General features: G+C 48.0%; 28 protein-coding genes. 11 read left to right on the forward strand and 17 right to left on the reverse strand.

The window, feature by feature from the left end; translation table 11 throughout:
- The first annotated feature begins 477 nt into the window (after positions 1-477).
- The 3 genes from ACKFKF_RS21005 to ACKFKF_RS21015 are packed head-to-tail and all read left to right on the forward strand — an operon-like array spanning position 478 to position 2,781.
- Positions 478-927 (forward strand): hypothetical protein, encoded by a 450-nt coding sequence (locus ACKFKF_RS21005; RefSeq protein WP_446869532.1) that lies wholly within the window; start codon positions 478-480, stop codon positions 925-927.
- Between the two features lie 34 nt (positions 928-961).
- Positions 962-1,984 carry a FecCD family ABC transporter permease gene (locus tag ACKFKF_RS21010; RefSeq protein WP_446869533.1) on the forward strand — a complete coding sequence of 341 codons (1,023 nt, stop codon included), beginning with the start codon at positions 962-964 and terminating at the stop codon, positions 1,982-1,984.
- A complete protein-coding gene (locus tag ACKFKF_RS21015; protein ID WP_446869534.1) occupies positions 1,984-2,781 on the forward strand; it encodes an ABC transporter ATP-binding protein in 798 nt (265 codons plus the stop codon). The genes ACKFKF_RS21010 and ACKFKF_RS21015 overlap by 1 nt, the downstream gene beginning before the upstream one ends.
- A 121-nt stretch (positions 2,782-2,902) precedes the next feature.
- Here the strand turns inward: ACKFKF_RS21015 and ACKFKF_RS21020 are convergent, their stop codons facing one another.
- Positions 2,903-3,316 (reverse strand): DUF4351 domain-containing protein, encoded by a 414-nt coding sequence (locus ACKFKF_RS21020; RefSeq protein WP_446869535.1) that lies wholly within the window; start codon positions 3,314-3,316, stop codon positions 2,903-2,905.
- 349 nt (positions 3,317-3,665) lie between these two features.
- Here ACKFKF_RS21020 and ACKFKF_RS21025 point away from each other — a divergent pair, with 349 nt between their 5' ends.
- On the forward strand, positions 3,666-4,037 hold the full coding sequence (locus ACKFKF_RS21025) for a hypothetical protein (protein WP_446869536.1): 372 nt from the start codon (positions 3,666-3,668) through the stop codon (positions 4,035-4,037).
- Between the two features lie 341 nt (positions 4,038-4,378).
- Here the strand turns inward: ACKFKF_RS21025 and ACKFKF_RS21030 are convergent, their stop codons facing one another.
- Complete coding sequence (locus ACKFKF_RS21030) at positions 4,379-5,326, reverse strand: S-layer homology domain-containing protein (RefSeq protein ID WP_446862362.1); 948 nt, start codon at positions 5,324-5,326, stop codon at positions 4,379-4,381.
- A 289-nt stretch (positions 5,327-5,615) separates the two neighbouring features.
- Positions 5,616-7,892, reverse strand: a complete 2,277-nt coding sequence (locus ACKFKF_RS21035) for a response regulator (protein ID WP_446869537.1) — start codon at positions 7,890-7,892, stop codon at positions 5,616-5,618.
- 198 nt (positions 7,893-8,090) lie between these two features.
- On the opposite strand from ACKFKF_RS21035, the gene ACKFKF_RS21040 reads away from it, so the two are divergent.
- Positions 8,091-9,041: a diguanylate cyclase domain-containing protein gene (locus ACKFKF_RS21040; protein WP_446869538.1), complete on the forward strand. Its 951-nt coding sequence runs from the start codon at positions 8,091-8,093 to the stop codon at positions 9,039-9,041.
- A gap of 74 nt (positions 9,042-9,115) precedes the next feature.
- Here the strand turns inward: ACKFKF_RS21040 and ACKFKF_RS21045 are convergent, their stop codons facing one another.
- The 8 genes from ACKFKF_RS21045 to ACKFKF_RS21080 all read right to left on the reverse strand — a co-directional run bounded on the left by ACKFKF_RS21045 (position 9,116) and on the right by ACKFKF_RS21080 (position 16,366).
- On the reverse strand, positions 9,116-9,403 hold the full coding sequence (locus ACKFKF_RS21045) for an MSMEG_0570 family nitrogen starvation response protein (RefSeq protein ID WP_446869539.1): 288 nt from the start codon (positions 9,401-9,403) through the stop codon (positions 9,116-9,118).
- Positions 9,404-9,405: 2 nt separating this feature from the next.
- A complete protein-coding gene (locus ACKFKF_RS21050; protein ID WP_446869540.1) occupies positions 9,406-10,572 on the reverse strand; it encodes an MSMEG_0565 family glycosyltransferase in 1,167 nt (388 codons plus the stop codon).
- 25 nt (positions 10,573-10,597) lie between these two features.
- Complete coding sequence (locus ACKFKF_RS21055) at positions 10,598-11,557, reverse strand: sll0787 family AIR synthase-like protein (RefSeq protein WP_446869541.1); 960 nt, start codon at positions 11,555-11,557, stop codon at positions 10,598-10,600.
- Positions 11,557-12,051 carry an MSMEG_0567/Sll0786 family nitrogen starvation N-acetyltransferase gene (locus ACKFKF_RS21060; protein WP_446862356.1) on the reverse strand — a complete coding sequence of 165 codons (495 nt, stop codon included), beginning with the start codon at positions 12,049-12,051 and terminating at the stop codon, positions 11,557-11,559. The genes ACKFKF_RS21055 and ACKFKF_RS21060 overlap by 1 nt, the downstream gene beginning before the upstream one ends.
- A 20-nt stretch (positions 12,052-12,071) precedes the next feature.
- Positions 12,072-13,160, reverse strand: coding sequence for an MSMEG_0568 family radical SAM protein (locus ACKFKF_RS21065; protein WP_446869542.1), 1,089 nt, complete (start codon positions 13,158-13,160; stop codon positions 12,072-12,074).
- A 5-nt stretch (positions 13,161-13,165) separates the two neighbouring features.
- Positions 13,166-14,191: a Nit6803 family nitrilase gene (locus ACKFKF_RS21070; RefSeq protein WP_446869543.1), complete on the reverse strand. Its 1,026-nt coding sequence runs from the start codon at positions 14,189-14,191 to the stop codon at positions 13,166-13,168.
- Between the two features lie 219 nt (positions 14,192-14,410).
- On the reverse strand, positions 14,411-14,893 hold the full coding sequence (locus ACKFKF_RS21075) for an MSMEG_0572/Sll0783 family nitrogen starvation response protein (RefSeq protein ID WP_446869544.1): 483 nt from the start codon (positions 14,891-14,893) through the stop codon (positions 14,411-14,413).
- Positions 14,894-15,088: 195 nt separating this feature from the next.
- A complete protein-coding gene (locus tag ACKFKF_RS21080; RefSeq protein WP_446869545.1) occupies positions 15,089-16,366 on the reverse strand; it encodes an MSMEG_0569 family flavin-dependent oxidoreductase in 1,278 nt (425 codons plus the stop codon).
- Between the two features lie 312 nt (positions 16,367-16,678).
- Between ACKFKF_RS21080 and sipA the strand changes: the two genes are divergently transcribed.
- Positions 16,679-16,894 (forward strand): regulatory protein SipA, encoded by a 216-nt coding sequence (gene sipA / locus ACKFKF_RS21085; protein WP_446869546.1) that lies wholly within the window; start codon positions 16,679-16,681, stop codon positions 16,892-16,894.
- Between the two features lie 98 nt (positions 16,895-16,992).
- Here sipA and ACKFKF_RS21090 read toward each other — a convergent pair whose 3' ends face one another.
- Positions 16,993-17,697 carry an N-acetylmannosamine-6-phosphate 2-epimerase gene (locus ACKFKF_RS21090; protein WP_446869547.1) on the reverse strand — a complete coding sequence of 235 codons (705 nt, stop codon included), beginning with the start codon at positions 17,695-17,697 and terminating at the stop codon, positions 16,993-16,995.
- A 276-nt stretch (positions 17,698-17,973) separates the two neighbouring features.
- Here ACKFKF_RS21090 and ACKFKF_RS21095 point away from each other — a divergent pair, with 276 nt between their 5' ends.
- On the forward strand, positions 17,974-18,801 hold the full coding sequence (locus tag ACKFKF_RS21095) for an MBL fold metallo-hydrolase (protein WP_446869548.1): 828 nt from the start codon (positions 17,974-17,976) through the stop codon (positions 18,799-18,801).
- A 43-nt stretch (positions 18,802-18,844) separates the two neighbouring features.
- Here ACKFKF_RS21095 and ACKFKF_RS21100 read toward each other — a convergent pair whose 3' ends face one another.
- From ACKFKF_RS21100 to ACKFKF_RS21110, 3 genes are all read right to left on the reverse strand, one after another.
- Positions 18,845-19,084, reverse strand: a complete 240-nt coding sequence (locus ACKFKF_RS21100) for a 2Fe-2S iron-sulfur cluster-binding protein (RefSeq protein WP_446869549.1) — start codon at positions 19,082-19,084, stop codon at positions 18,845-18,847.
- A gap of 384 nt (positions 19,085-19,468) precedes the next feature.
- On the reverse strand, positions 19,469-20,932 hold the full coding sequence (cobQ, locus tag ACKFKF_RS21105) for a cobyric acid synthase CobQ (RefSeq protein WP_446869550.1): 1,464 nt from the start codon (positions 20,930-20,932) through the stop codon (positions 19,469-19,471).
- A 149-nt stretch (positions 20,933-21,081) separates the two neighbouring features.
- Positions 21,082-21,483 carry an Npun_F0494 family protein gene (locus ACKFKF_RS21110; protein WP_446869551.1) on the reverse strand — a complete coding sequence of 134 codons (402 nt, stop codon included), beginning with the start codon at positions 21,481-21,483 and terminating at the stop codon, positions 21,082-21,084.
- A 184-nt stretch (positions 21,484-21,667) separates the two neighbouring features.
- Here ACKFKF_RS21110 and ACKFKF_RS21115 point away from each other — a divergent pair, with 184 nt between their 5' ends.
- The 3 genes from ACKFKF_RS21115 to ACKFKF_RS21125 all read left to right on the forward strand — a co-directional run bounded on the left by ACKFKF_RS21115 (position 21,668) and on the right by ACKFKF_RS21125 (position 22,835).
- The gene (locus ACKFKF_RS21115; RefSeq protein ID WP_446869552.1) at positions 21,668-22,075 is read left to right on the forward strand and encodes an SDR family NAD(P)-dependent oxidoreductase; all 408 of its coding nucleotides are present in this window, start codon (positions 21,668-21,670) and stop codon (positions 22,073-22,075) included.
- A 220-nt stretch (positions 22,076-22,295) separates the two neighbouring features.
- The gene (locus ACKFKF_RS21120; RefSeq protein WP_446869553.1) at positions 22,296-22,496 is read left to right on the forward strand and encodes an SDR family NAD(P)-dependent oxidoreductase; all 201 of its coding nucleotides are present in this window, start codon (positions 22,296-22,298) and stop codon (positions 22,494-22,496) included.
- A gap of 90 nt (positions 22,497-22,586) precedes the next feature.
- Entirely contained in the window at positions 22,587-22,835 is a 249-nt protein-coding gene (locus ACKFKF_RS21125) for a hypothetical protein (RefSeq protein ID WP_446869554.1), read from the forward strand.
- Here the strand turns inward: ACKFKF_RS21125 and glyQ are convergent.
- On the reverse strand, positions 22,801-23,709 hold the full coding sequence (gene glyQ / locus ACKFKF_RS21130; protein ID WP_446869555.1) for a glycine--tRNA ligase subunit alpha: 909 nt from the start codon (positions 23,707-23,709) through the stop codon (positions 22,801-22,803). The genes ACKFKF_RS21125 and glyQ overlap by 35 nt on opposite strands.
- Before the next feature lie 129 nt (positions 23,710-23,838).
- Between glyQ and ACKFKF_RS21135 the strand changes: the two genes are divergently transcribed.
- Positions 23,839-24,246, forward strand: coding sequence for a hypothetical protein (locus ACKFKF_RS21135; RefSeq protein ID WP_446869556.1), 408 nt, complete (start codon positions 23,839-23,841; stop codon positions 24,244-24,246).
- 24 nt (positions 24,247-24,270) lie between these two features.
- Here the strand turns inward: ACKFKF_RS21135 and ACKFKF_RS21140 are convergent, their stop codons facing one another.
- Positions 24,271-24,552, reverse strand: a complete 282-nt coding sequence (locus ACKFKF_RS21140) for a hypothetical protein (protein ID WP_446869557.1) — start codon at positions 24,550-24,552, stop codon at positions 24,271-24,273.
- Positions 24,553-25,113 lie beyond the last annotated feature (561 nt).

Genomic DNA, 25,113 nt, shown 5'->3' on the forward strand with positions numbered 1-25,113 from the left:
TACCACTTTTAGGGAGTTTTGGTAGTTTGTCGGCTCTCATTTTGTAAGTGAGTCCTGAAACTTGCGGTGGGGAGAGTGTCTTTGTGCTTGCTTTAGCCCTGGGCAACTATGGGGAAACTGTCTTCTACAGCCCATGTGAATTGATTAATAACGAATTGGCGTTGCTGATTGGAGGGATCGATCTGTGGGAAGTGTCCGTCTTTTCGCCCCCTAAATCCTCCAAAATTGGGGGACTTTGAACCTTGGGGTTCCCTCTGCTTTGGGACAATTCATCCCCTGATTCAGTAACGCCAACGAATTAAATTTTGCACTTAGTCATTCCATGCATAGGCTTGAAGCCTGCTGTAGTGTCTTTCAGAGGACATCCAAACCCATCAATATTTTTGAGACTGCCAGATCTTGACAGGAACTTTTCAGTGAACTACTGTTATCGGAAGCAAGTCATATTGAAAATAATTGTCAATAAAAGATGAGATTATGAAGGTGTCCGGGATTGGGGCTGAACAGCGAGAAAAAGAAGTCGTCTTGCTAAAGCGATTTATGCGTTTGGGTATGCTACTTCCGATAGTAGAGGTGTCAGACGAGATAAAAGTTATTGCTGAAGAAGATACTCCGCCAGAGCCTCTTACCGAAGTGGATCAAGATGCTAGAGGCAGTGGAGATGGGGCAACTCAGTTTTCACTGTTCGATCCCAATCCGGGAACAGTTGCCAGTGACAAAGTTGTAGTGTTCGTCGAGTCTGATCCCATTGTTGCTCAAGTACCAGAAGTTGCCCAAATACCAGTCCCGCTCTCGACTTCGATCGTAACCCCAGAGGTGACTGATCCGATTCCTACTCCAAGCCCGTCTCCAAAAGCATCTGCTGCACCTTCTTCAAGTTCCTCTACGACCCCGATCGCTTCCAGTTTCGCAGGTCAGCCCAAATAGCTCAATCCATGCAGCAACCAGGAGCGTTTATATTTTGAGCTTGTTTCCGGTTTCATCGTTGTCTAATGCCTTCGACCTTCGGAAGGTGCAAGGAGTTGCGCTTCTAATCATCGGATTGTTGTTTACACTTGTGGTTGCTCTCGCACAGGGAGCCGTTCAACTCAGCCCAACTGAGGTTTGGCAAGCACTGTTACATCAAGGTAATCCAACCTATCAAACTATTATTTGGGACTTGCGGCTACCTCGAATTCTAGCAGCTCTGATTGTTGGTGCTGCCCTGGGAGTGTCTGGGGCATTGCTACAAGGAATGTTGCGAAATGGACTTGCTGATCCGTTTGTGTTGGGCATCTCAGCAGGGGCGGGACTGGTTGCGATCGCATTCATCACATTAGGCGTTTTGCAAGCCTGGATTCCATTAGCCGCTTGGGTTGGTGCCATTATTACCGCCGCTTTAGTTTACCTTCTAGGCTACACAGGTTCAGGCATCTCAACTGAGCGATTAATTCTCGGCGGAGTCGCGTTTAGTTCGCTGTTTGGAGCAGTCCAGGCAACTTTGTTGTTAATGGCAGAAGACGGACGGGTGCAAGCAGCGTTGAACTGGTTAATCGGCAGTTTGAATGGTCGCGGTTGGACAGAAGTGAATTCGGTTGCACCTTACATTGCGATCGCACTCCTGATCGGATGCTCTTTTGGACGATTGATCAATGTGCTGAACTTGGGTGACGAGCTAGCGGTGGGATTAGGCATTTCGGTTAGTCGATCGCGCTTGTCGATCGGAGCCATTGCCACCTTATTAACGGCGAGTGCAGTCAGTATGACCGGATTAATCGGGTTTGTCGGATTAGTTGTGCCGCATGGGGTTCGGCTACTCGTAGGAACCGACTATCGTTGGGTCTTGCCACTATCCGCGATCGCAGGTGCCTGGGTACTCACGTTTGCCGATTTGTTAGCTCGACTGGGAACTGTAGAATTGCCTGTGGGGGCGGTGACTGCACTGCTGGGATCACCGTTGTTTATCTGGTTACTGTATCGCCGTTCTGCTGGAGTCGCACGGTAATGCTAATCAACTTTGATCCTTTTGTCTTAGAAACGCGATCGCTCTCTGGCGGCTACCACGATCAGCGAATTGTTGAAAACATTGAATTAGCACTTCGGGGTGGAGAATGGTTAAGTCTAATTGGTGCCAATGGCTCTGGGAAGTCAACCTTACTGAAATTAATCAGCCGAATTTTACGCCTGCAAGATGGAGTCGTCTTGCTTGATGGTAAATCGATTCATCATCAACCTGCAAAGCTAGTAGCTCAAAAGTTAGCACTCCTACCACAACAGCAAACGATTCCGGATGGGTTGACCGTACATCAGCTTGTGAGCCTGGGCAGAACACCGCATCAATCCTGGTTGCAGTGGGAATTAAGTCGAGAAGATCAACAGAAAGTAGAGATCGCCCTGCTGCAAACTCAGATGGAAAAGTTTCGCGATCGTGCTGTTCAAGATCTCTCTGGAGGTGAACGTCAACGTGCATTTTTAGCAACGGCACTTGCTCAAGACCCTAAAGTATTGCTGCTTGACGAACCAACCACTTATTTAGATATTCGCTATCAACTAGAATTACTCGACCTGTTAAAGCATCTCAACCAAGAACGCAAGCTGTCGATTATCACTGTGTTGCACGAGATCAACTTAGCGGCACGGTATAGCGATCGCTTGGCAATGTTAGATCAAGGACAGATTTGGGCGATCGGGTCTCCAGAAACAACACTAACGCCTGAGAATTTATTGCAAGTATTTGGTGTAGAAGCTGTTGTGATGGAAACGCCAGTAGGAATACAAATCTGTCCGCTGGCTGCTCGCTGAGAACTTGAAATCTTACAGAATTTTGGCCTACCTATCGAACAATGGGCGTTGCTGAATCAGGGGATGAATTGCCCCAAAGGGGAGGGAAACCCAAGGTTCAAAGTCCCCCAGAATGGGGGATTTAGGGGGCGAAAAGATGGACACTTCTCACAGATTCATCCCTCCAATCAGCAACGCCGAACAATGAATATAGCCTGGAACATCGGTTTAACGACAGTTGAAAACCACCTTTAACAGCCCTATCAAGCTTGGACAAAAGAGCGACAACATTTTGTACGTCAAAGATAGCCGTAAAGCAACGTGAATTCGATAGAGTTTTTTCGCTTCGGTCTTTAACGCTTCTGCCCCCCAACTCCCCAAATCTGAGGGGCTTTCGGACAGGATTTCTTGCTCTGAGACTGAGAGCAGAAACACGATCGCGCTCTACTTGAGAGAGTTGTCCGACTCGTTGTTCTAGTAATAAGAAGACCAGCGATCGTTCTTCCTCTTGACGACCTTCCTCTAGAATGCCCTGATAAATGACTGACTCGCGCATGATGTCCTCCCGAAGCACAACAGCTTAATGGTTGGGCAGAGTGCGATCGACAACCCGTTAATACTCTCCTCAAAAATTCGGTATTCCAAAAAATCAAAAATCTGTGTAAGATATTCCGCAGGTGGAGATCACGCCCCGGAAATCTGATTTAGCCGATCAGACCTCCGAGGACTTCCACCTAAGTTACACGAACTAACTTCGGAGGCGTTCATGATTGTACTACGTCTGCTTTGCGATGGGATCTTGAAAGGTTGGAATCAAGATCCTGCATATACTTCACACAACTGGGGAACGTTTGAGCCGTCAGCGTTCCCATCCTCTTTGCACTAAACAGAGAGGACAAAACAACATGGCCGTTAGGAGACACCTTCCTGACTCGGTTTCGTTTAGCTTTGAGTTGCAATGCTCATTAGTGAGACGTTACCAAGTCACCGTTACGTTGGATTTGCAAGACCGTTTGATTTTTGTACCCTCTGGCATTCTCTCGGATGTCAGGAATTGTATTGAAGAGTTTGTTGAACAATTGAGTGAAGTTGCCTCAAATCAACTGGCGTATCTCAAATGGGATGGCACGAGCGATTTGACGACTGAATATCAAGTGATTCGCGTGTTAGCGGGCTATCAAATTCAACGGTCTTTAATGAAGTTCGATATTGTCATGGGGGCTGGTTCACTCATACATTTGGAGGAATTGCACAACAAAAAGACAATTCAACTGTAGGAGATTAGGGAGTTATGTCCACTTGGTCACGGCTCCCTTTAACGTCAGTTCGATGCAATCTTTCGCTACGGTTGATTAATCCGGGCAGCCCCCTAAATCCCCCACGAGTAGTGGACTTTGAAGCAGCATTCTTCTCTTAAAGTCCCCCAAAATTGGGGGGTTGGGGGGCAGAGGCTGTGAACAACGAAGCGAAAAACTCTCATCGAATTCACGTCCCTTTACTTCACCTTGAGATCGAAAATTCAATGTCTAAAATTCCCCCAGAACTGGCAGCTTGGGGGGCAGAAGCGCAAAACATCGCAGCGAAAAAACATTGTCGGACTGACGTTAATTCAGACTTGTTATCGCTGAATCTTTTTCACCTTACCTTCAGTGACCAGCGCTTGATAGATCAAAGCAGCCGCATCCGCACGGGTCGCCCCCCGATCGGGAGTCAATTTATTTCCATCCGGGTAGTCCACCACCAGACCCGACTCAACCGCCGCCGCCACTTTGCTGACTGCCCACTTTGGCACCTCTTGAGCATCTTGATACCTACTGAGAACCTGCACCGGGTCAGACTTGGGTTTGAGATTTAGCCCCGTCACCAGCGCCACCTGTAGCTGTGAGAGCGGAATCGGCTGATCAGGACGAAAAATGCCCCCCGGATAGCCATTCATAAAGCCTGTTTGAATCGACTCGTCGATCGCGCCCTTCGCCCAATAGTCCGCAGGCAAATCTTGAAAGGCTAAAGGCTGCTCCGATTTGGCCCTCTCAAACGCCTTACTGACAATTCCTGCAAATTCTGCCCGTGTCACTGGCTTGTCAGGCTGAAACGTGCCATCAGGAAAGCCTTGCAAAATGCCACGCTGAGTCAGTTCTGCAATATAAGGATTCGCCCAATAAGTCGCTGGCACATCCGAAAACCCCGTAACGCGAGGCGGTGGAGGAGACGCAGGCACCGGAGATGCAGGAGTCACAGCAGAACCAGTCTGAGGAATCGGGACAGGCGCGATCGTAAAGTTTTGATTGGGAGGATCAACCGTGGGCACACCAGGCATCGGACTCGCAGGCGCAACCACAGACGGCTGAATTCCCTCGCGCTCTACGGGAGACGCTGCCACACTGGGAACCGGACTCGCAACAGGAGCAGGACTGCTGAGGAGAGAAGATAGATCAAAGCCTGAATCAGGTTGACCGATCGCCCAGAAAAAAATCGCCCCAATGCTACCAAAGGCAACCAGAATGGCAATCAATTCGTCGGGTTCGAGTCTTCTACGAGAGGGGGGCGGTTCTGGGGAAGAAGTCATTTTGTTACACGGGGAATAAAAATTTCTTCTCCCAAATCCTAAAGCAAATTGCTCAATAGGGATAGTCTTTTAGCCCTAACTTGAGAGAGATTTTTGTGAATCTAATACCAAATTGAAAATAAGCTGTAACAGATCAACCAAGCAGGCTGAGTCAAAGTCCCTCAGAATGGGGGGATGTAGGGGGCGAGAATCTGTAGCAAGTAACCGTTGATTTGATATGAGAACGCTCGACCTTCAACCTCTGTTCAAAAATGGTGAATCAAACAAAATCGGCGTGTTGAATTGACAGTTATTCTTTCGATAAGTTTAGACTCGCTGTTTTGTAGAGAGCCTCTAGCGTTGTTCCATCTTGGGGATATTCAGCGACACCAATGCTGTAAGTAATATTAAATAAATTGCTATCGAGACTTGCATTTTCTAGTTGTTGAAGCGATCGCACCATATCCTTTAACCATTTCACCCCGTCGCTGTGAGTAATGCCATAGATGCCAATAATGAATTCTGCGCCATCCCAGCGAGAGACAACTTCTTGATGACGAAACGTTTGTTGTAATAAACGAGCAATTTGAGAAAGAAGTCGATCGCCCAGTGCATGTCCATACTGTTGATGAATCAACTTCAAATCATTGAGTTCTAATATCCCAAAACAGAAGGGCTGCTGAAACCGATCGCATCGATTGAGTAAGTGATGGATTTCCTGAGTCGATCGCCAGCGATTAGACAGCCCAGTGAGCGCATCAAGGTCGGTTTGTTTGCGGAGTAGGCGAGTTCGTTCGAGTCGATTGAGAATGCGCGTCATTAACTCTGGCGCAACGACAGGCTTACCAATATAGTCGTCTGCCCCGACTGCAAACACCTGTTGAATGGTTGTTGGATCTTTTTGTCCCGTGAGAAATAGAATCGGCAACCAATCCCAAAGCGGATCATTTCGCAACTGCTGACACAACTCAATTCCGTTCATACCGGGCATTTGCACATCTAATATTAGAAGATCAGGTTGCATGGTCTGTAACTTGTCCCAAAATTTAAGCGAATCATTCAGCGTCGTCACCTGCAAGCCCCACGGTTCTAAAAGGGCCCGCAGCAAGCGCAAGAAAAGGGGGTCGTCATCCACAATCAAAATTTTGGCTTCGGACGATCGCGCCACGCCTTGATCGATCGCTTCCAGCAACAAATTAGGTGAAATCTGTTTTGACAAAAATCCCTGTCCCCCATAGCGAGCGATCGTGCCTCGATCCACCGCCGCGTCACCCACAAACACCAGCACAGGTAAAGGAGGCATTTGCGACAGATCTTTGAGTAAATCTAATGCCGCTTGCTCGTTTGATAAATCCAATAGCACCAGATCTGGACAGACCCGCCGAATGGCATCTTTTGTAGAGGAATGATCAGATACGATCGTCTGCAAATGGTGCGCCGGAATCTCAGTAACAAGTCGATTTAGAAACGCCTGATCATCACTCACCAAGAGCGATCGCAGCGGTTCTGATTTTTTCGCTCCCTTCGTTTTTGTAGAGATTGGAGAATGAGCGCGCTCGATTGCTTGACGTAACGCAAATACTTTTTCCCAGACGGTATAAGCCTGGATTTGGCTCAAAGACTTTTGCCGAAACTGTTGTTCAAGTTGTTGAGCGATCGCGGCTTCTTGTGATAAGCCCAGCATTCCCAGAGCGCCAATCAAGCGATGACATTCCTGTTCTGCTGTTTGTTGTAGCTCTGATTCTAGTGAGTGTTGTAATAAATTTTGGGCAGCTTGTTCTAATACAATCATGCGGTCTATGAGTTGAAGTCGATCGCTCTGCCACTGATCCGTTTCGATTAGAGACTCTGCAACGTGATCGACGGGTTGATTGTCTGCTTGCGAATCTTTGGCATCGCCCGATACTTTCGCAAATGCCGCATTGAGCCGATAGCCCAGCCCATAAGCTGTTTCAATCAAGTCCGCTGCGCCTGCTGCTTTTAGCTTTTGTCGGAGTCGTTTGATATGTGCTCTGACGGTTTCTTCTCCGGGCATGTCATCAGCGATCGACCAAAGCTGATTGAGAATCGCGCTGTGACTAAAAACGCGCTGCTGATTGCGTAAGAATAACTCTAAAAGTGCATATTCTTTACGCGAAAGAGTGAGCGGTGCCCCAGCATAGGTGACTTCACAATTGATTGGATTCAAACACAACTGTCCCCACTCCAACAGCGGAGACGCGATCGTAGTGCTTCGTCTCAACAAGGCTCGAATTCGCGCTTCTAACTCCTGCAAAACGACGGGCTTGACGACATAATCATCTGCTCCGGCATCCAATCCCAAAATTTTGTCAGTACTTGTCCCTTTTGCAGTCAACAATAATACTAAAACCTGATTGCCCTTCGCTCTGAGCCGACGACAAAAACTAAGGCCATCCAGGTTAGGCAACTGCACATCCAGGACAATCAAATCATAGTCAAGCGATTCGACAAACGCCCAACCCTGCTCACCATCAGCAGCCACATCCACGCTATAGTGCTGCTCAATTAGGGAAGCTTTGAGGCGATCGCACAGGAGTCGATCGTCTTCTACCAGAAGAATTTTCATAAATTAACTTTATCAAATCTTTAAAGGGAAATATATTGTGTAAGACTGTAATTTACAACTTCAGGCAGATGTTTTTCTCTTTACAGCATGAATTGTTACGTCAAATTAGCGTAGTTTTACTGTGCTTTTTTGATACGCTTAACTCTAACTGAGGCGAGTTTTTTTATCTGGTTGACTTATTATTTTTGAGTGCCCGCTATGTCTTTTTCTAACGGCGACCCCCTTCTAGTTTTGGTGATTGATGACGATCTTTTTACACGACTTCAGTTACGAAAGTTGCTTGAGCAGGAAAATTATCAAGTTGTAGAAGCAGACAGTGGGCAACAAGGTCTTCATCTCTATCGCCAACTCAAACCTGATCTAGTCTTGCTAGACGCGCTGATGAGTGAGATGGATGGCTTTACCTGCTGTGCCAAACTTCACGCTTTAGACCATCGTGCGCCAATTTTGATGATCACTGGATTAGACGATCAGATCTCAGTCGATCGCGCTTTTGAGGTAGGAGCCAGCGATTATGTGACAAAGCCAATTCATTGGGCAGTCTTGCGGCAGCGGTTACGATGCTTAACTCAGCAAACCCGTCTGCATCAACAGCTAGAAGCCACCAATCGAGTATTACAGGATCTTGTCTGGCGTGACGATCTGACCCAATTAGCGAACCGTCGATGCTTTGATCTTCATCTCAAGCAGGAATGGAAGCGATCGGCCCGAGAACCGTTTCCGCTCTCTCTGATTTTGTTGGATGTCGATTACTTTAAGGCGTTTAACGACACCTATGGGCATCAAGCGGGCGATCGCTGTTTGCGGCAAGTGGCTCAGGTTTTGCGATCGGCAGGAAAGCGCTCTACCGATCTGATGGCTCGCTATGGAGGAGAAGAGTTTGCGATCGTGCTGGCTAACACGCCGATCAGCGGAGTCACCGATCTTGCTAACCACATTTGCTCTCAAATCAAAGCGCTGAAGATTTTGCATCAAGCGTCTCAGGTTTGTCCTTATGTGACCGTTAGCTTAGGCGTTGCGACAATGATTCCTACCGCTCAAACCATGCCGACAACTTTGATCGAGGTGGCAGACAGAGCGCTATATCAAGCCAAGAGACAGGGGCGCGATCGCGTTGTTATTTCAGAAGCAACGTTACAGATTGCGTGAGGCTCGGTTTTGAATTTAATGTGAATTCGAGTAAGTTTTTTGGCTTCGCTGTTCCGCTCTTGTTGTCAAACCTGCTATTCAACAAAGCCGATTAGTTTAACTTTGGGTTGGGGTAAGTGCTGAAATTGGGCTGCCATTGCTTCGATTTCTTGGAGTTGTCCCAGGGCTAAACCACAGGGTCGGCCGTATTTTGCTTCGACACGATCGCTAGCAATTCTCAAAGCAGTGCGCGATCGCGTGATGAAATCTTCTAAGTCATATTCGCTGCCGGGGGTGAAGTATTCTTTGACAATCAGTGAGGGCGAATAGCAGATTTCTTGGGAGCCGTCGGGCAGTTCGATTTGAAAGCGGATTTCTGGCATGGTTAGCAAACCGTCGGTTGAGGAGAACAAAGCTGTAGTGACTGATTGTAGTGGGCAACATGTTGTTTTGCAGAAGCTTCCCAGGTGTAGCGATCGCAGACCGTTCGACTTTGTTGTACTAATGACTTTGAGATTTCGGGGTGGATCACTGTTTTCATGGCTTGCGCGATCGCTGTAGAGGAATGGGGATCGATTAAGATTGCCTGATCGCACGAGAGAAATTCGGTAAATGGAGGCTGATTGGCCGTGATGATCGGAATGCCAGAGGCGATCGCTTCCATGACTACCAATCCCCAACCTTCTTTGACCGACGGAAACACAAAAGCGTCAGCCAGTCGATACAGGGCCGGTAATTCTACGTCTGAAATTACGCCGGGGAAAATCAGTGCGTCAGCCACATTTGCCAATTCTGCCAGCTCAAAGAACTCGTCGCGATAGTCTTGATAATCAAATAGCGTGGCTCCCCCTGCCACAATTAATTGAGCGTTGGGATGAGAAGCCAAGACTTCGATGAATGCGTTGAGAAGAGCGATCGAGTTTTTGCGAGGTTCGATGCCGCCAACGGTTAGATAAATAGGATTGCCTCGTAAGTTTAATCGCTGTCTTAATGCAAAATCAGTACGATTGGGAATGGGAGAGAAACGATTTTGATCAACTCCATTCATTACTCTAAGCGCCTTAATTTGGTAAGTTTGCTCAAGTGCAATTTGCCAGCGATGACTGACACAAAAACACAGATCAGCATCGCGAATCGATCGATCTTGACAACGCTGTAGATAGGCACTTTCGTAATCCTCAATATGATGAACAGTACGAATAAAATGAGGGATCTTTCCGAGCGATCTTAAAATTGATAACGCATTCGCACTAATACAATCTTGAGCATGGTAAAAATCGTAAACTTGATCTGAAGCGAATAGATAATTTACAAATTCTTGAATGCGCTGATGAATCAAATCATCAATGTTGTCAGGAGCAGGTTGAGCAGGAACTAATTTAACCTCACAGGCGAGGGAGCGATCGAATCCCAACCCATCCTTATCCAATGCATACACACAAACGTAATGTCCCTGTGAATGCAGCGCTTCTGCCAGCTCCAACGTATGAATGACGCTACCTCGTGGCTTTGTCGAATAGGTGAGTAACGCAATTCGCAATTTCTGAGTCATGATAACCTCTCATTCCTGTTCACTTTTATTGTCTTGTAGAGAATCCAGTCAGGCTTTCTTTAGCTAAGTCCCAAAACAGAACGGATTGATTACTCGATCGCAACACTAAATGATGAGTCGGCTCGATTTCTCCGATCACTTCACAGACCAAATCTTGCTGACGAAACTGCGCCTGCACTGCCTCCACGTTCTCTGGTCGAACACTCAACAAAAACCCATAGCTCGGAAAACAAACCAGCCAATCTTCTAGCGACAACTCAGCCGGATGGGGAATCGCATCCAAATCGAGCACCGCCCCACAGCCCGACGTTTCTAGCAGCATTAACAGCGTGCCAACAATGCCGCCCATGCTAATATCTTTTCCGGCATCACACAGATCTGACTCTGCCAAAAACGGCAAAATTTCATACTCTCGCCGCAACTGCATTGGATCAGCTTTAGTTGCCGCATTCCAAAAGGGATATCGAGCATGAGACTGACCCCGAAAATTAGTCGCCATTAACAACCGATCGCCCGATCGCGCCCCAAAACTCGTGATCAACCGATTCGCTCGCCCCATAATCGCCACAGACAACGCATCATAAGAACTGTGAGCATTGGTATGTCCGCCGACGATCGGCACACTGTACGCCTGAGACGCGGCCTTCATTCCCTCAATTAAAGGCACACTCAGCGCAGTAGACTGGCTCCAAATTGCATCAACAATGGCGATCGGTCGTCCTCCCATTGCGTAAATGTCGCTCACATTCACCATCACAGCACTCCAGCCTGCAAACCAGGGTTCGGTTTCGACGAGGGACGGTAAGATTCCCTCAGCCGCCAGCAGTAGGTAGCTTGTCCCATCCAAGATGGCGGCGCAGTCATCTCCCAACAGCACTTTTGAGGAGGATTGGGCGTGAGCGAGTTGGCAAGAAACGGCTTGAATGTCCTGCTTGTGTAGAATGCCGATCGACTTCTGTAACCGTTTGACCAGATCGATTAACATTACGACGCTTCCTGAGACAGGGCGGGACGCAGATCAGAAGTGGGCGGGTAGTAGCTCAAATCAGCTTCCATCAAGTGATGCGGCAGTCCGCAGACGGTGATTTCTTCTAGAGAATTCCAGTGCAGTCGTTGAAAAAATCGCACGTTTTGTAGCTGTACCGTTGCCAAAAATTTCTCACAGCCCCAGGTGTTGGCCGTTGTCACCGCTTTGTGGATCAAGCCTTTACCAATCCGACCCACGCGCCGATGATCTGGATGAACGCCTAACCGACCGCCATACCAGAGTCGAGGTTCTGGCTCATAAATACGAACGATACCGAGAATGGACGATGTAGAGCTTTGAGATAGCGCAATGATAGGGTGAGCGATCGTATCAATCTCATCCACGTCACTTTCAGAGAATAAGGATTGCTCTGCTACGAAGATTGCATGACGCAAGGCAAAATAAGCAGAAACTTCAGACGGTGTGATTGCGAGTTTGAATAAATAAGACATTGCTAGAAAAACTGCTGGAATTAAGATTCAAAAACCGATAAGGCAGAACAGGCCCCACATTTCCCACAGCCTGCTTTAATTGATTTTGAGGACATTCCAGCCCGATCGAGCATTCCACCAACTTGCTGATAGAGACTGTACATAAACTCACTGCTAGGAGGCGCATGAGTCGCGAGAGGCGTTCCGCTAATAGGCACAAACGGCACCACAAAGGGATAAACACCGATCGCAATCAGTCGATCGCAAGCCTGTAAAAGCGTCGGCAAATCGTCCCCCAAACCTGCTAACAAATAAGTGCTGACCTGTCCCCAACCAAAAACGCGAACGGCCGCCTCAAACGCCTCAAAGTAGTAATCAATCGGCACCGTTGCTTTACCAGGCATAATCCGCGATCGTACCTCTGCACCGACTGCCTCCAAATGCATTCCCAAACTGTCTACGCCTGCGTCCCTCAGTCGCTCAAACCAGACAAAATCATCCGGAGGTTCACACTGAGCCTGCATGGGTAAATGAACCCGATTTTTGATCGCTCTGGCACATTCAGTTAGGTAGGCGGCTCCTCGATCGCTCGTGTTGGGCGTTCCTGTGGTCATCACCATGTGTTGAATGCCATCGAGTCGAACGGCGGCTTCTGCGACTTCTGCGAGTTGAGCGGGAGATTTGCGAGCGATCGTGCGATCGGCTGACAACGATTGACCAATGGCGCAAAACTGACAGGAAGTGGTGACATCGCCATAGCGTATACAGGTTTGCAAAACGGTGGTTGCCAATACGTCTCGGCTGTGCAGCAACGCGATCTTCCAGTAGGGAATGCCATCTGCGGTTGTCAAGCTATAAAACTTGGGCTGAGAAGGAAAATTAATCGCTGCGATCGCGGCTCCATCCAATTCCAATATGGTTTGCTTGGTGGACGCATCAAATCGTGCGCTGTAGGGTGATTGAGCCGCCGCACTGGTGAAGACGGGAACCATCACGGTTGTATTGTCGATCGCGATCGCTTTGTGATCCGAGGGCCCTGCGCCGCCTTTGCGTCCAGACGCTCCCATTCCATGCTCGATCAGGTTTAATCCCTGTGATTGAAGATTGGTAATTAGCTGTTGTTTATCCATTCACTTTATTGATCAAGAATGATGGAATGATCAGAGTTCAGACGTTCTTCTAGCATTTCTAATCCGGTTAGATTGAAATCAGAATTTACGCGAAAATCTGTTCTAGAATCTATTTCAACCGACGTTCTTAATTCTGTGTTGACTTGTAGTTGAAGTAGGTCAGGACGCGCATAGTGACCCACGGAATCCATCATGCGTTTGCGTTTTGTGATGAGAGAAAAATCGAGGTCAGCGATCGCCATGCCTTCTCCCTCGACGATCGGCGGACAAAGATGCACACCTTCAGGGCTAATGATTGCTGTATTGCAGCCCCCACTCAGCACTTTTTGCAGCTTTTCATCTGGGGTAACTTGGGCGATTTGCTCTGGAGACAGCCAGCCTGTCGAGTTGATTACAAAACACCCCGCTTCTAATGCATGATGGCGAATCGTCACCTCAATCTGGTCTGCAAAAATCTGCCCCACCATTGACCCTGGAAACTGAGCGCAATGAATTTGCTCATGTTGAGCCATCAGCGCAAATCGAGCCAGCGGATTGTAATGTTCCCAGCAGGCCAGGGCACCGAGTTTACCGATCGCACTTTGCACCACTTTTAGCCCTGATCCGTCTCCCTGCCCCCAGACCATCCGCTCGTGATAGGTGGGCGTAATTTTGCGGCGTTTGAGCAACAAAGAACCATCCGCATCAAAAATCAATTGTGTGTTGTAGAGCGATCCGTTATCTCGTTCAGTTACACCCAAAACGACAACCATCTGATGCGATCGCGCCGCCCGACTTACCGCCTCCGTTGTCACACTCGGAACTTCTACCGCTTCTTGATAAAGCCGCATGTGTTCTTTGCCCATCAAAACCGGAGGCTGAACGAAGGAAAAGTAAGGATAGTAAGGAACAACCGTTTCGGGAAAAACAATCAACTGTACGCCCTGTTTGGCGGCATCGTCGATCGCATTCAATACCTTCTCGATCGTTCCTTCTCGACTAAACAACACAGGACTGATCTGCACCGCCGCCGCTCGGACAATGGGTAACATATTCACGCCTCATTAACGTCTCGATCGGGTTTCTCGTGTCGTCTAGCGCTTCTGCCCCCCAACCCCCCTTATTGGGCGACTTTAAGACAAGAATTTTGGTTCAAAGTGGTCAGCAGGAACTAGATTCAAAGTCCTCTACTCGTGAGAAATTTAGGGGGCACCCGAATCTGAAACCAAGTGAAGATTTTCGGTGGAGATTTTCGACCAAGCTTGAGGTTTTTACAGTGTCCAGGTGTCCAAAATAAACGCGCCATCTTTGCGATGCAACAACACCAGATCCAAGACATCAAGCGGACTAATTGGACGAATCCCCTCAATCAATGAAGGTTCACCGTGACCATAGAGTGCTTGCAAAGCAAAGCGACAGGCGTAGACTTTGCCACCTTCAGACATGAACTTGCTGAGTTGATTGTTGAAGTTTTGGTGTCCCGGAAACGCTTCGTCGCCAATCTTGGGAAAGCCACGCTGTACGCCCAAAGTCACCCCCGGACCGTATAGCAAAATCGACGTTTCAAACCCTTTACGCAGTAGACGAGTCGCTTGCAGCAGATTGACAAATCCGATCGACCCCTCAAATGCCACTGTGTGAAAGGTCACTAACGCCTTCTCGCCCGGTTCTGCTTTGACATCTGGAAAAACTTTCTCCTCGTAGTCGACAAAGAAATCACCCGCTTGATGGGCAGGAGTCGTTACTTCAGGCATATTCCCTCATCTCTAACAAACTGATTGTGATGCAAGATTAATGGCTGATTCAAACAAAACTTTGTATCTGGGAATACGAAAAAATTAGGTCTAACGATATGACCAGGAATGGAAAGAATAATCGTCAGAACGATCGCAATCCTTCTCAGATAACCTGTCTAAATCAATAGGTGAGCTGCCATTCAGTCATCACGACTACGAACCGATCAGAAATTCGTTCACGACACTCCACGTACTCGGATCGGAAACTCTCTGTCTAGTGACAATGCGATCGGCGAGATAGTTAGCGTCTCGATCGATGCCCGAAAATCGAGCCGAACCCCAGGTATACAGCCACGGCAATCCCAAAAAAAACAGTCCTCGAATGCTAGTTACGCCTCGCTCATGTCCCGGATAACCCTTGCCATCAAAGACCGGAACTTCAATCCAGCTAAAGTCTGTTTGATAGCCTGTACACCAGACCACCGCTCCAATATTAGCTTGTTTGCAATTGAGGGTTAAATCTTCTATTTGAGGCTGCCAAACGGGTGTGTAAGGAGGATCTATAGGTGCCTGAATTTGCTGCTTTTCAATAAAGCCATCAATTGATTGTTTAATGCTTTCTGCAACTGCATCAGCTTGATCTAAATTGTGTTGTAAGTCAGACCAAAACTCTAGTTGTCCTTGATGAATTGTTTTTAACCGTCCATGTAGCTGCATTCCTTCTAAAGCAAACTGTCTAAGATCAATTTCACGTCCACCATCGCGCCCGGTGACATAGTGGTTGGCTTTTGTTCTCACCTTTTCTTTTTGAGGATGGTCGGCGATCGACAAGTCATAGTAACCCATCGCATCTAACCATTCGACCACATCTTTTCCTCGATATCGACGCGGCGATCGGGGCGCACCTCCGACACACAAATGCACTTGTTTACCTGCTAAATGCAAGTCTTCGGCAATTTGACAGCCTGACTGTCCGGTGCCCACGATGAGAATGGCTTTGTCAGGTAAAGACTCCGGATTTTTGTAAGTAGATGAATGAATTTGTACAATGTCTTGAGGCAGCCGTTCGGCAATTTTTGGCACTTTAGGAATATGGTAGCTGCCTGCTGCAATAACCACTTGATCTGCGGTAAAGTCTCCGATCGTCGTCGTCAATTCAAAATGAGCCTCACTTTGCCAAATTTTGGAGACCATCACTCCCTCTTTGACAGGGGGATTAAAGAATGCCGCATAACTTTCTAGATATTGAACAATCTGATCCTTTTGCATAAACCCATCGGGATCGTCGCCTGCGTAAGGATAGCCCGGAAGCTTGCATTGCCAATTGGGAGTCACGAGACAAAACGCATCCCAACGGCGCGATCGCCACTCATGTCCAATCTGATTTTTCTCAAAGACAAGATGATCAACGCCTCGCTCCTTTAGGCAATAGCTCATTGACAATCCCGCCTGACCCCCGCCGACAACCAGTACAGAATAGTGCGTTTTCATGGGCAAATTTGGATATCGGTGCTGCCAGAGTACGCGCTGATGAAGCGAGAGGTTTGTATTTCCGACTACGAAAGTTTCAAGTCTGATACTATGGGCAGGACTTACGATCGAACGCTAGAGAATTTTGGAGAAGTGCGATCGTCCCTCATCTAAATCGATAGGTCACAGAACGTGCAGAACGCTGCTAATTTTGCCACGATCAGATTACAGCAGTCCGTCCAGAACAAAGTGAAAGATGTTGACACCCCAAAACCAATAGAAGTATTTTTTTCATCCCTCATCCCTCATCCCTCATCCCTCCTTTAGGTTTATATGTCCAAAGAATTTACCGTCGGTGACAAAGTTCGCGTCCTGATCTTGCCGTCTTTTGTAAAAACAGCCGACCCGATGCCGATGCTGCGTCCTCCAAATGTGATTGCTTTAGGTGAAGAAGGAATTGTAGTCGATCGTCGTCCTGGTAACTATTGGGCGGTGCGGTTTGCTAGAGGCACTTATCTACTCGACAGCCAATACCTGGAAGGCTGCTAAGGCTCATGGATTTAATAAACTGGGTGAATTAATTTGCAGCTATGAGAACAAAATCTGCACAAGCTAAAACGCTGTATCCAGATTCTCCCTTCTTCGGTTTAACTGAGCCGTTCACTGATATGAAACACCTTTGATCGATACGCCTTCACCTGCAAATCGATCCCTGTAATCGCCGTTCCGACAACCACCGAAAATGCTCCTAGCTCGATCGCTTTCCTGGCCATCTCAGCCGACGCAATCCCCCCCTCACAGATAATCGGAACGTCTAACTCTTTAACCATCTGCTCCAATAAATCAAACCCTGGAGGCGTTAGATGTTTCGTCTGGGATGTGTAGCCATAGAGCGTCGTCCCCACCATATCGGCACCTGCTTTGACGGCAGCGATCGCCGCCTCCAGACTATCCACATCCGCCATCACGGGTTTCTCTAATTCGCTGTGAATGCGTTGAATCAGTTCTGTAATGGTTTCACCATCTGGACGATCGCGCAATGTGGCATCGATCGCGATCACATCGGCACCCGCTTGAGCGATCGCTTGGGCATGGTCAAACTGAGGCGTGATATAAACTTCAAATCCTGGAATTACCTGCTTCCACAATCCAATAATCGGACGGGAGACACGCTGCCTGACTGCTGCAACGTGAGCCGGAGTATCGATTCGCACCCCAGCCGCTCCTTGATTAACCGAAGCTTGCGCCATTGCTGCAATCACGATCGGTTCATGCATCGGCGAGTCTGCTGGAGCCTGACAAGAAATCACTAATCCGCCCAGGCTGTGAATTACACTAGAAAAATTACTCATAAAATTTATTCAGGGTCGATCGAAAGCATGATAGCAACAGAGCGACCTAGAATGGGCAGCGCCCCCTTGCGGTTAGCTCAAAGAGATCGTCTTCTCAAAAGTCAGTCACAAGTGAGTCATTCATCTCAGTCTGTTATTTGAAAAGAACGATAGGGAATTTTATGGGGGTGCCGTTGTAGTCTGATCAAGGGTCTCATCTACCAGCCTTTTTGCCAACCCCGGTCAAACCAGGCTCACCTCTCTCTAGCGCCAGCCGTCCCAAAAACCTTGTAAGCAATGAAGCTAATCTTTCTCGGATCAGGGTCTGCCTTCACCATTGGAGCAGACAACTATCAGTCAAACATGCTCCTGGTAGATGAGCGCAACAACAAACTTTTAATCGATTGTGGTTCAGATATTCGATTTTCTCTTCATGCTTTAGCCTATTCTCATCAAGATATTACAGACATTTATATTAGTCATTTGCACGGCGATCATGTTGGCGGATTAGAGTACGTCGGCTTTAGTACCAAATTTGATGCGCGGTGTCCCACGCCTAGACTTTATCTCAGCGAAGAACTGGCTGATGATCTCTGGGAACACACATTATCAGGAGGAATGCGATCGATTCAAGGAGATACGGCGACCTTAGACACTTATTTTGATGTGCAGAAAGTGCAGTCGAGCAGCTATTTCTTTTGGGAGAAAACGCGCTTTGATCTGGTGCCAACAATTCATATTCGAGGCAAAAAGACGATCGTTCCTAGCTATGGTTTGTTTTTTGAGGTCGATCGCACTAAAGTTTTTCTGACTACAGATTCTCAGTTTTGTCCTGATGTGATTGGTGATTATCTTGATCAAGCTGACATCATCTTTCACGATTGCGAAACGTCTCCCTTCAAGAGTACTGTTCACGCCCATTACGAAGATTTGGTTACTTTGCCAACAGCGATTAAACACAAAATGTGGCTCTATCATTATCAGCGTGGCAAACTGCCTAACGCTCAAAAAGATGGGTTTTGTGGATTTGTCAAACGGGGTCAGGTTTTTGATTTTGCCCGTCTCGAAACGCTGCGTGGTCGCCAAAAAATGATGTCACTGCTGCCTCAAGGACGACTTAAATAACACTCAGGCGATCGCACCCCAAACATCCATCGTCTAACTCACATTACCAGGTCGGATCTGAGAATAAATTGATGGTGAGGCTCGGTCGTCCGGGAGGCACTGATGAGATACAGCTACAAACGGTTTCTTCGTCATCGATCTCGACTTCACAGGCGTGACAAGACCCCATCAAGCACCCCGTCGGAATTGAAATGCCAGCCCGTTCGGCCACTTTGAGCAAAGGTTCACCTGGCTCGGCGGCGATCGTCACATCATCAGGTAAAAATCGGATGCTAACGCTCATGGCAAAATCTAAAAAATATCTAAACGAAGTTAAGTTTTTTGAGGATCAGCCCTTAGTGTATAAGACAAGGACAAACGGGTACGTTGCACCGAAAGGGTTAGGGACTAGAGCGCACTTCACTGAGTTGGGGTTGCGCTTGTTTTTTGGATGGGAGAAGATTTTAGATGTCGGACTCAATTAAGAAGTCTACTGTTTAACGTCCTAACGTCCACTATCTAACACCAATTTTTTGTGAAGTTGCATAGATGAGATTCCCCTGTCCCTCAAGAAAAAGGAACCGGATTCTTTTATTTTCTACTCTTTTTAAGGGGGGGGTAGGGAGATCAAAAGACGTGAAACTTTAGAGAGAATTGGTTTAACGCCCAATGTCTAACGTCCAGCCTTCTACGATAACACTGGCTTTAAGTCGAGATGAGGCTCGATCGCATCTGCAAGTTGATCTAGCATGAGTTCTCTTTGTTCTCGATAGTTGGCGACTCCTGTCGGCAGTGAGCCTAATCCGCGTTGTTGACGAAGCCGATTGAGCCAGGCACGTCGCCACGGCCCGTTGTCGAAAATGCCGTGCAGGTAGGTGCCCCAAACTGATTGCGATTCATCTACCAGACCCAAATTCTGATCGTCAAAGAGAAACTGAGTCCCTTCTGGCTCGATTAGCCGCGTCCGTCCCTGGTGAATTTCGTAGCCCGAAACGGGTAGCCCTTCCTGCGGAAAGTTAGAAGTGACATTGCGCTGACGGGCGACTTTTTGACCTGCAATTACGGTCTTGAGTGGCAATAGCCCCAATCCTCGATAACGACCTTCCTGCCCTTCAATGCCTTCAGGGTCGGCGAGAATTTTGCCCATCATTTGATAGCCGCCACAGATGCCGAGAATGGTTCCTCCGGCGGCGACGTAGTTTTGGATTTCTTCGGTCATGCCTGCTTTGTGTAGTGCAATCAGATCCGCGATCGTCGTCTTTGAGCCTGGAATAATCACCGCGTCTGGGTGACCCAGCCCTTGCTTGGGGTGAATATATTTCACATTAACGGTCGGTTCAGCTTCGAGCGGATCAAAGTCAGTAAAGTTAGAGATGCGCGGCAGCCGAATCACCCCGATCGTAATTTCTCCTTTGGTGTTGGCTTGACGATCAAGCAAGCTCAGTGAATCTTCTGCCGGAAACGCATTTTCGAGCCAGGGAATCACACCCACGACTGGAATACCCGTGCGTTCTTGGAGCCAATCAATTCCAGACTGAAGCAGCGATCGCTGTCCCCGAAACTTATTGATCACGATGCCTTTGATTAGCGATCGTTCGTCCGGATCAAGCAATTCTAAAGTGCCGACGACGTGTGCGAAAGCCCCACCGCGATCAATGTCTACGACCAACAACGTTGGCGCGTTCAAGTGTTTAGCGACCCTCATATTAGTTAGATCGCGATGCTTGAGATTGATTTCTGCCGGACTGCCTGCCCCTTCGCAAATCACTAAATCAAATTCTTCGCCCAGTCGCCGGAGGGATTCTTCGATCGCCTGCCATCCCGCCTCAAAAAACTGTTCGTAATATTCAGCCGCTCCCACTTTACCAATGACCCTGCCCTTCAAAATCACCTGCGAAGTCATGTCTCCTTGGGGCTTGAGCAAAATTGGATTCATCTCGACCCAGGGCACCACGCCCGCAGCCCACGCCTGCACTGCTTGTGCATAGCCAATCTCGCCCCCATTTGCCGTCACGTAGGAATTGAGTGCCATGTTTTGCCCTTTAAAGGGAGCCACTCGCCACCCGCGCCGCGCCAAAATTCGACAAAGCGCCGCCGTAATCATCGACTTTCCTGCGTGGGAAGTTGTCCCGACGACCATAATTGATTTCATTGAGAACCTCTGAGACGGGGGGAGAGAAGGGATGAGGGATGAGGGATGAGGGAGGAAAGGGGAAGGATTAGTTGGAGTTCAGATTGCTTGACTTGAATCTCAACACCAGAGACTACAAAAACATTTCATCCCTCCTCCCTCCTCCTTAGTTAAAAGGGTACGCGGAGCCAACGACTGACTGCATTGTAGAAGCGATCGCTCAAACTGGGCTGAAGATTTGCGCCGCCAGCGGTTTGCCAGTGGTTGACGAGTTGCCGACCGAGGGGAGTCAGCCGAAAACTATCGGTTAAGCCCTGGCCGTCTACCTCTCTTCGTAGCAGACCCACCTGAATCAGCCAAAGAAGCTCGCTTTCGGCGATCAGTTCGGTGAGGGGGCGTTTGGTGTATTGCTGTTGTAGTCCGCTCGTGCCTGTGATCGTGGGCAGTGAAATGCTGTGGGTCATCATCGAAGCGTACAATTTGAGCCGAAATGGGGCACATCGGACGGCACGATCGGCACGGTCAAGCGTGCTTTGAGGATAGTCAATAGAGGACGAAGGAGTGAATGTCATGACGCAATTCGCACTAGGAGCCAGAAAAGTTTGAATCGAGATGATTAGCTGATCTCAATCTATCTTAGTCATCTTCATCAACACTGTCACATCGGGGGATGCGTAAAGCGCGATCGTAAGCTATCAAATTCATCAGATCATATTCGTTATGAGTACAGTTAAGGGATTGTATTTCTAAAGTGTGATGGATCAGAAGGTGGCGATCGTGACGGGCAGCAGTCGTGGGATTGGGGCAGGATGTGCGCGGGAGTTGGCAAAGCAAGGCTATCGAGTTTCGCTAATGGCCCGATCAATGGGCGTTCTCGACTTGGCCGAGGAGTTGGGCGGAGTGGGGACTCAGGGATCGATTGCTAACCTTGAAGATTTGCAGCGATTGGTAAAATCAACGTTGACTCAGTTTGGTCGAATTGATGCCGTTGTCAACAGTTTTGGCGATCCGTCTCGACCTGACTTGCTCTCGATTTCGGATGAACTGTGGCTCGAAAATTTTGAGATGTTGTTTCTTAGCGTGGTGCGGTTGGCAAGATTGGTGACCAAGAAAATGGGATACAAGCCTCGCACTTTTAGGGCGACTTTGGTATGCTTGTTCTAGTCCACAACACAGGCAGAGGCTCGCGCCTTGAGCGGAGGAACCTGTCTCGCAAGGGGTGGTAATGCCTGAGAAAGTTTTGGCTCCTAGGGAGCAGCAAGAATTTTCTCTATCGATACAGCGGTGGGGCGCATCGCAGTGAATTTTGGTGAGGGTAAAGTCGCAGGACTCCCGATGATCCAAGAATCCCCGAACTTCAGGACGGGGAGTCGTCAAAGAACCGATGCAACAAATTGGAGGTGGTGTGATTGTCAACATCTCTGCCTGCGATTCTCAAGAACCAAACCTGGCTACTCCGTTTAGTGGAACGCTGAGGGCGGCGATGGAGGGATTCACTAAAATGTACGCAATGCGGTATCGCCGCGATCGTATTCGTATGATCTCCGTTGCGCCTTTTTTTGTAGCCGATTCAATGATGAGTTAGCAGGCTGGAACGTTCCGTCTGACTTAATGTGGGGTCGTCCGGCGACCTACGCTGAATTCGCTAAAATTGTCGCATTTCTCATCTCTGACGATGCAAAATTCATCTCAGGGACGACGATCAAAATTGGTGAAGTCCGCTCTGCTGCAATCTAGCCAACAGTTACATCACAAAGTACATTACAAGGCACACGGGCGGCGATCGTACTCATCTTCTTGCCTACAGCACCAGTTTTCATGGCAATTCAGAACCGCTCAACTTGAACAAGTTACCGACGTTCCTTTAATGGGTCGTTCTGGTTCAGAGTTCAGTCGGTTCTATGTCGATCGCGCGACTGCATGACTTTCTGACGCTTCAACAAAGGAAACTCAAGCGCTTCACGTTGCTTTAGATAGAGTTGTGCGACCTGCCGCGCCAATCCTCGAATCCTGCCGATATATCGCGCCCGCTCTGTTACCGATATGACTCCTCGCGCATCCAACAGGTTAAACGTGTGAGAACATTTCAGCACCTGATCGAACGCAGGCAGCACCAATTTTTTCTGCATCAACTGTTCTGCTTCTTGCTCATAGAGTTTAAACAGCGTAAACAGCAAATCTGGATTAGAAGCTTCAAAATTGTAAGTCGAGCTTTCGATTTCTCCTTGCAAGTGGACATCTCCATACGTGAGACGATCGTTCCACTGAATCTCAAAAATAGAGTTCACATTTTGCAGATACATGGTCAACCGCTCCAGCCCATAGGTGATTTCGATCGATACTGGGCGGCAATCAATCCCCCCGCACTGCTGAAAATACGTGAACTGGGTTACTTCCATTCCATCAAGCCAGACTTCCCAACCAACTCCCCACGCCCCGACCGCTGCGTCTTCCCAGTTATCCTCGACAAATCGAATATCGTGATCCTCCGGGCGAATGCCTAACGCCTTCAGCGAATCTAGATAAATCTCTTGAATATTGTCTGGCGACGGTTTGATTAGCACTTGGTACTGATAATAGTGCTGCACTCGATTTGGATTTTCTCCATACCGCCCATCTCCTGGACGACGACACGGTTCTACATAAGCTACTGACCAGGGTTCTGGGCCGATCGCTCTCAAAAACGTATGCGGACTTTTAGTTCCCGCTCCCTTCTCAGTGTCGTAGGGCTGAACGATCAAGCACCCGCGATCGCTCCAAAACTGATGTAGCGTCGCAATCACCGTCTGAAAATTCACCGCACGTTCCCCGCCACTCTACTTGCTAGTCAATTGTCGCTCAAATTGGCAGAACAGAAGGTGAATCAGCAAAAGAAACTGAGGCTAAAGTTGACTTCATGAATTCTGTGCCGTCATCAGATCATCGCCATGTCCCACGCTCACGATCGTCCCCAAGGTATTCGAGTTGCAGCCCTTGTCCAAATGTCGGTTGGAATATTAGGACTCTTATACACTGCTCCGATCGTCATCCACGTATCCTCAAATCTCCAGGGTCAACCTCAAGCATTCACTCCGTTTATCGCGGGAATTGGTGAATCTTTGATGCTTCCTTTGTTGAGCCTTGTACAAGTTGTGACAGGGTTTGGAATGCTGAAGTTTAGGCGTTGGAGTTGGCTTGGCAGTCTGATTGTGCAAATCATGATTCTCCTTGCCAGCCTGCTGGGTTTATCCTTCATGGGGCTGATTCAACTCGTGAGCCTGATTACTTCAGTTGGTTTGATCTACTTTCTGGCAAAGCCGAGTGTGAGAATCGCTCTACGGCGGGATCGTCAATAAGCCAAAGCTGAACGTTCTTGTGGATCAAATCTCATGAAAACTTAAAAGAGCCGCACTTAGGAAAACTCGATAGCCCCTTTGCTCAGTAGCTATTGCCATCAGTGGGCGAGAAGCTGGATTTAGGGTGGTTTGATTGTTTCTAAGTTCACAAGAAGCTGTCTTTAGAACAACACTTTTCTCTGTCGCTACGCGAAAAACTGCACTTGAGTGGGTTCGACGTTCATTAAGGGCAAGCGCATCAAGACTGATTGCAGAAACAGTTGAGTTAAGCGTGAATTGATCGTTCTTAACTGCTAAAGAAACCATAGTCAAGTGGATTCCATTTCTACTTGCAGTGGCTCTTCTAACAATAAGAAAAAATTAAGCAACTCTAAGAGACACATAACTCTTTCTATATGCTTTAAAGGAAGATGCTAAGTCTCATTCAAAAGGAGTCTAAAAAAGTTTGAGAGCGATCGCCGCAGACTTAACATTGGCTTTACAAAATCAGATGCAGGAATGAAGAAGCGATGAGCATGTAGGGGAGATCACCAAAAATTTTGCGCCTGTCTACCTGAAAATTTCTTTACTTTGCTCAGTTTCTCCCAAGGCGACAAACTTCCTCACCAGCTAAATTGCAACTGTTATGTAGAAGCTACACAAGGAATTGCATTCACCATGCCACGACGCAAAAAAATCTCTCGCGTTCTTGAAAAAGCAGAACAACGCTTGTCTAGCTTGAAATCCATTAGCCCCACCCTAGACTTGGGCAACGGACTCACGCTCTCGTCCTACTCCAATCTGATCGAAAACCTGCGCTCCATAGTCGCTACCCTGACTGCCTGACAAATCTTTTCTAATTGAGGGTAGAACCAGGTTTACAAACAA

It is taken from the genome of Phormidesmis sp. 146-12, assembly GCF_052939495.1.

Excerpts from the sequence above, each read along its gene's own strand:
- ACKFKF_RS21005 (WP_446869532.1), top strand. The coding sequence starts at position 478 with ATGAAGGTGTCCGGGATTGGGGCTGAACAGCGAGAAAAAGAAGTCGTC.
- ACKFKF_RS21015 (WP_446869534.1), top strand. The coding sequence starts at position 1,984 with ATGCTAATCAACTTTGATCCTTTTGTCTTAGAAACGCGATCGCTCTCT.
- ACKFKF_RS21020 (WP_446869535.1), bottom strand. The coding sequence starts at position 3,316 with ATGCGCGAGTCAGTCATTTATCAGGGCATTCTAGAGGAAGGTCGTCAA.
- ACKFKF_RS21025 (WP_446869536.1), top strand. The coding sequence starts at position 3,666 with ATGGCCGTTAGGAGACACCTTCCTGACTCGGTTTCGTTTAGCTTTGAG.
- ACKFKF_RS21030 (WP_446862362.1), bottom strand. The coding sequence starts at position 5,326 with ATGACTTCTTCCCCAGAACCGCCCCCCTCTCGTAGAAGACTCGAACCC.
- ACKFKF_RS21035 (WP_446869537.1), bottom strand. The coding sequence starts at position 7,892 with ATGAAAATTCTTCTGGTAGAAGACGATCGACTCCTGTGCGATCGCCTC.
- ACKFKF_RS21040 (WP_446869538.1), top strand. The coding sequence starts at position 8,091 with ATGTCTTTTTCTAACGGCGACCCCCTTCTAGTTTTGGTGATTGATGAC.
- ACKFKF_RS21045 (WP_446869539.1), bottom strand. The coding sequence starts at position 9,403 with ATGCCAGAAATCCGCTTTCAAATCGAACTGCCCGACGGCTCCCAAGAA.
- ACKFKF_RS21050 (WP_446869540.1), bottom strand. The coding sequence starts at position 10,572 with ATGACTCAGAAATTGCGAATTGCGTTACTCACCTATTCGACAAAGCCA.
- ACKFKF_RS21055 (WP_446869541.1), bottom strand. The coding sequence starts at position 11,557 with ATGTTAATCGATCTGGTCAAACGGTTACAGAAGTCGATCGGCATTCTA.
- ACKFKF_RS21060 (WP_446862356.1), bottom strand. The coding sequence starts at position 12,051 with ATGTCTTATTTATTCAAACTCGCAATCACACCGTCTGAAGTTTCTGCT.
- ACKFKF_RS21065 (WP_446869542.1), bottom strand. The coding sequence starts at position 13,160 with ATGGATAAACAACAGCTAATTACCAATCTTCAATCACAGGGATTAAAC.
- ACKFKF_RS21070 (WP_446869543.1), bottom strand. The coding sequence starts at position 14,191 with ATGTTACCCATTGTCCGAGCGGCGGCGGTGCAGATCAGTCCTGTGTTG.
- ACKFKF_RS21075 (WP_446869544.1), bottom strand. The coding sequence starts at position 14,893 with ATGCCTGAAGTAACGACTCCTGCCCATCAAGCGGGTGATTTCTTTGTC.
- ACKFKF_RS21080 (WP_446869545.1), bottom strand. The coding sequence starts at position 16,366 with ATGAAAACGCACTATTCTGTACTGGTTGTCGGCGGGGGTCAGGCGGGA.
- sipA (WP_446869546.1), top strand. The coding sequence starts at position 16,679 with ATGTCCAAAGAATTTACCGTCGGTGACAAAGTTCGCGTCCTGATCTTG.
- ACKFKF_RS21090 (WP_446869547.1), bottom strand. The coding sequence starts at position 17,697 with ATGAGTAATTTTTCTAGTGTAATTCACAGCCTGGGCGGATTAGTGATT.
- ACKFKF_RS21095 (WP_446869548.1), top strand. The coding sequence starts at position 17,974 with ATGAAGCTAATCTTTCTCGGATCAGGGTCTGCCTTCACCATTGGAGCA.
- ACKFKF_RS21100 (WP_446869549.1), bottom strand. The coding sequence starts at position 19,084 with ATGAGCGTTAGCATCCGATTTTTACCTGATGATGTGACGATCGCCGCC.
- cobQ (WP_446869550.1), bottom strand. The coding sequence starts at position 20,932 with ATGAAATCAATTATGGTCGTCGGGACAACTTCCCACGCAGGAAAGTCG.
- ACKFKF_RS21110 (WP_446869551.1), bottom strand. The coding sequence starts at position 21,483 with ATGACATTCACTCCTTCGTCCTCTATTGACTATCCTCAAAGCACGCTT.
- ACKFKF_RS21115 (WP_446869552.1), top strand. The coding sequence starts at position 21,668 with ATGGATCAGAAGGTGGCGATCGTGACGGGCAGCAGTCGTGGGATTGGG.
- ACKFKF_RS21120 (WP_446869553.1), top strand. The coding sequence starts at position 22,296 with ATGCAACAAATTGGAGGTGGTGTGATTGTCAACATCTCTGCCTGCGAT.
- ACKFKF_RS21125 (WP_446869554.1), top strand. The coding sequence starts at position 22,587 with ATGCAAAATTCATCTCAGGGACGACGATCAAAATTGGTGAAGTCCGCT.
- ACKFKF_RS21135 (WP_446869556.1), top strand. The coding sequence starts at position 23,839 with ATGTCCCACGCTCACGATCGTCCCCAAGGTATTCGAGTTGCAGCCCTT.
- ACKFKF_RS21140 (WP_446869557.1), bottom strand. The coding sequence starts at position 24,552 with ATGGTTTCTTTAGCAGTTAAGAACGATCAATTCACGCTTAACTCAACT.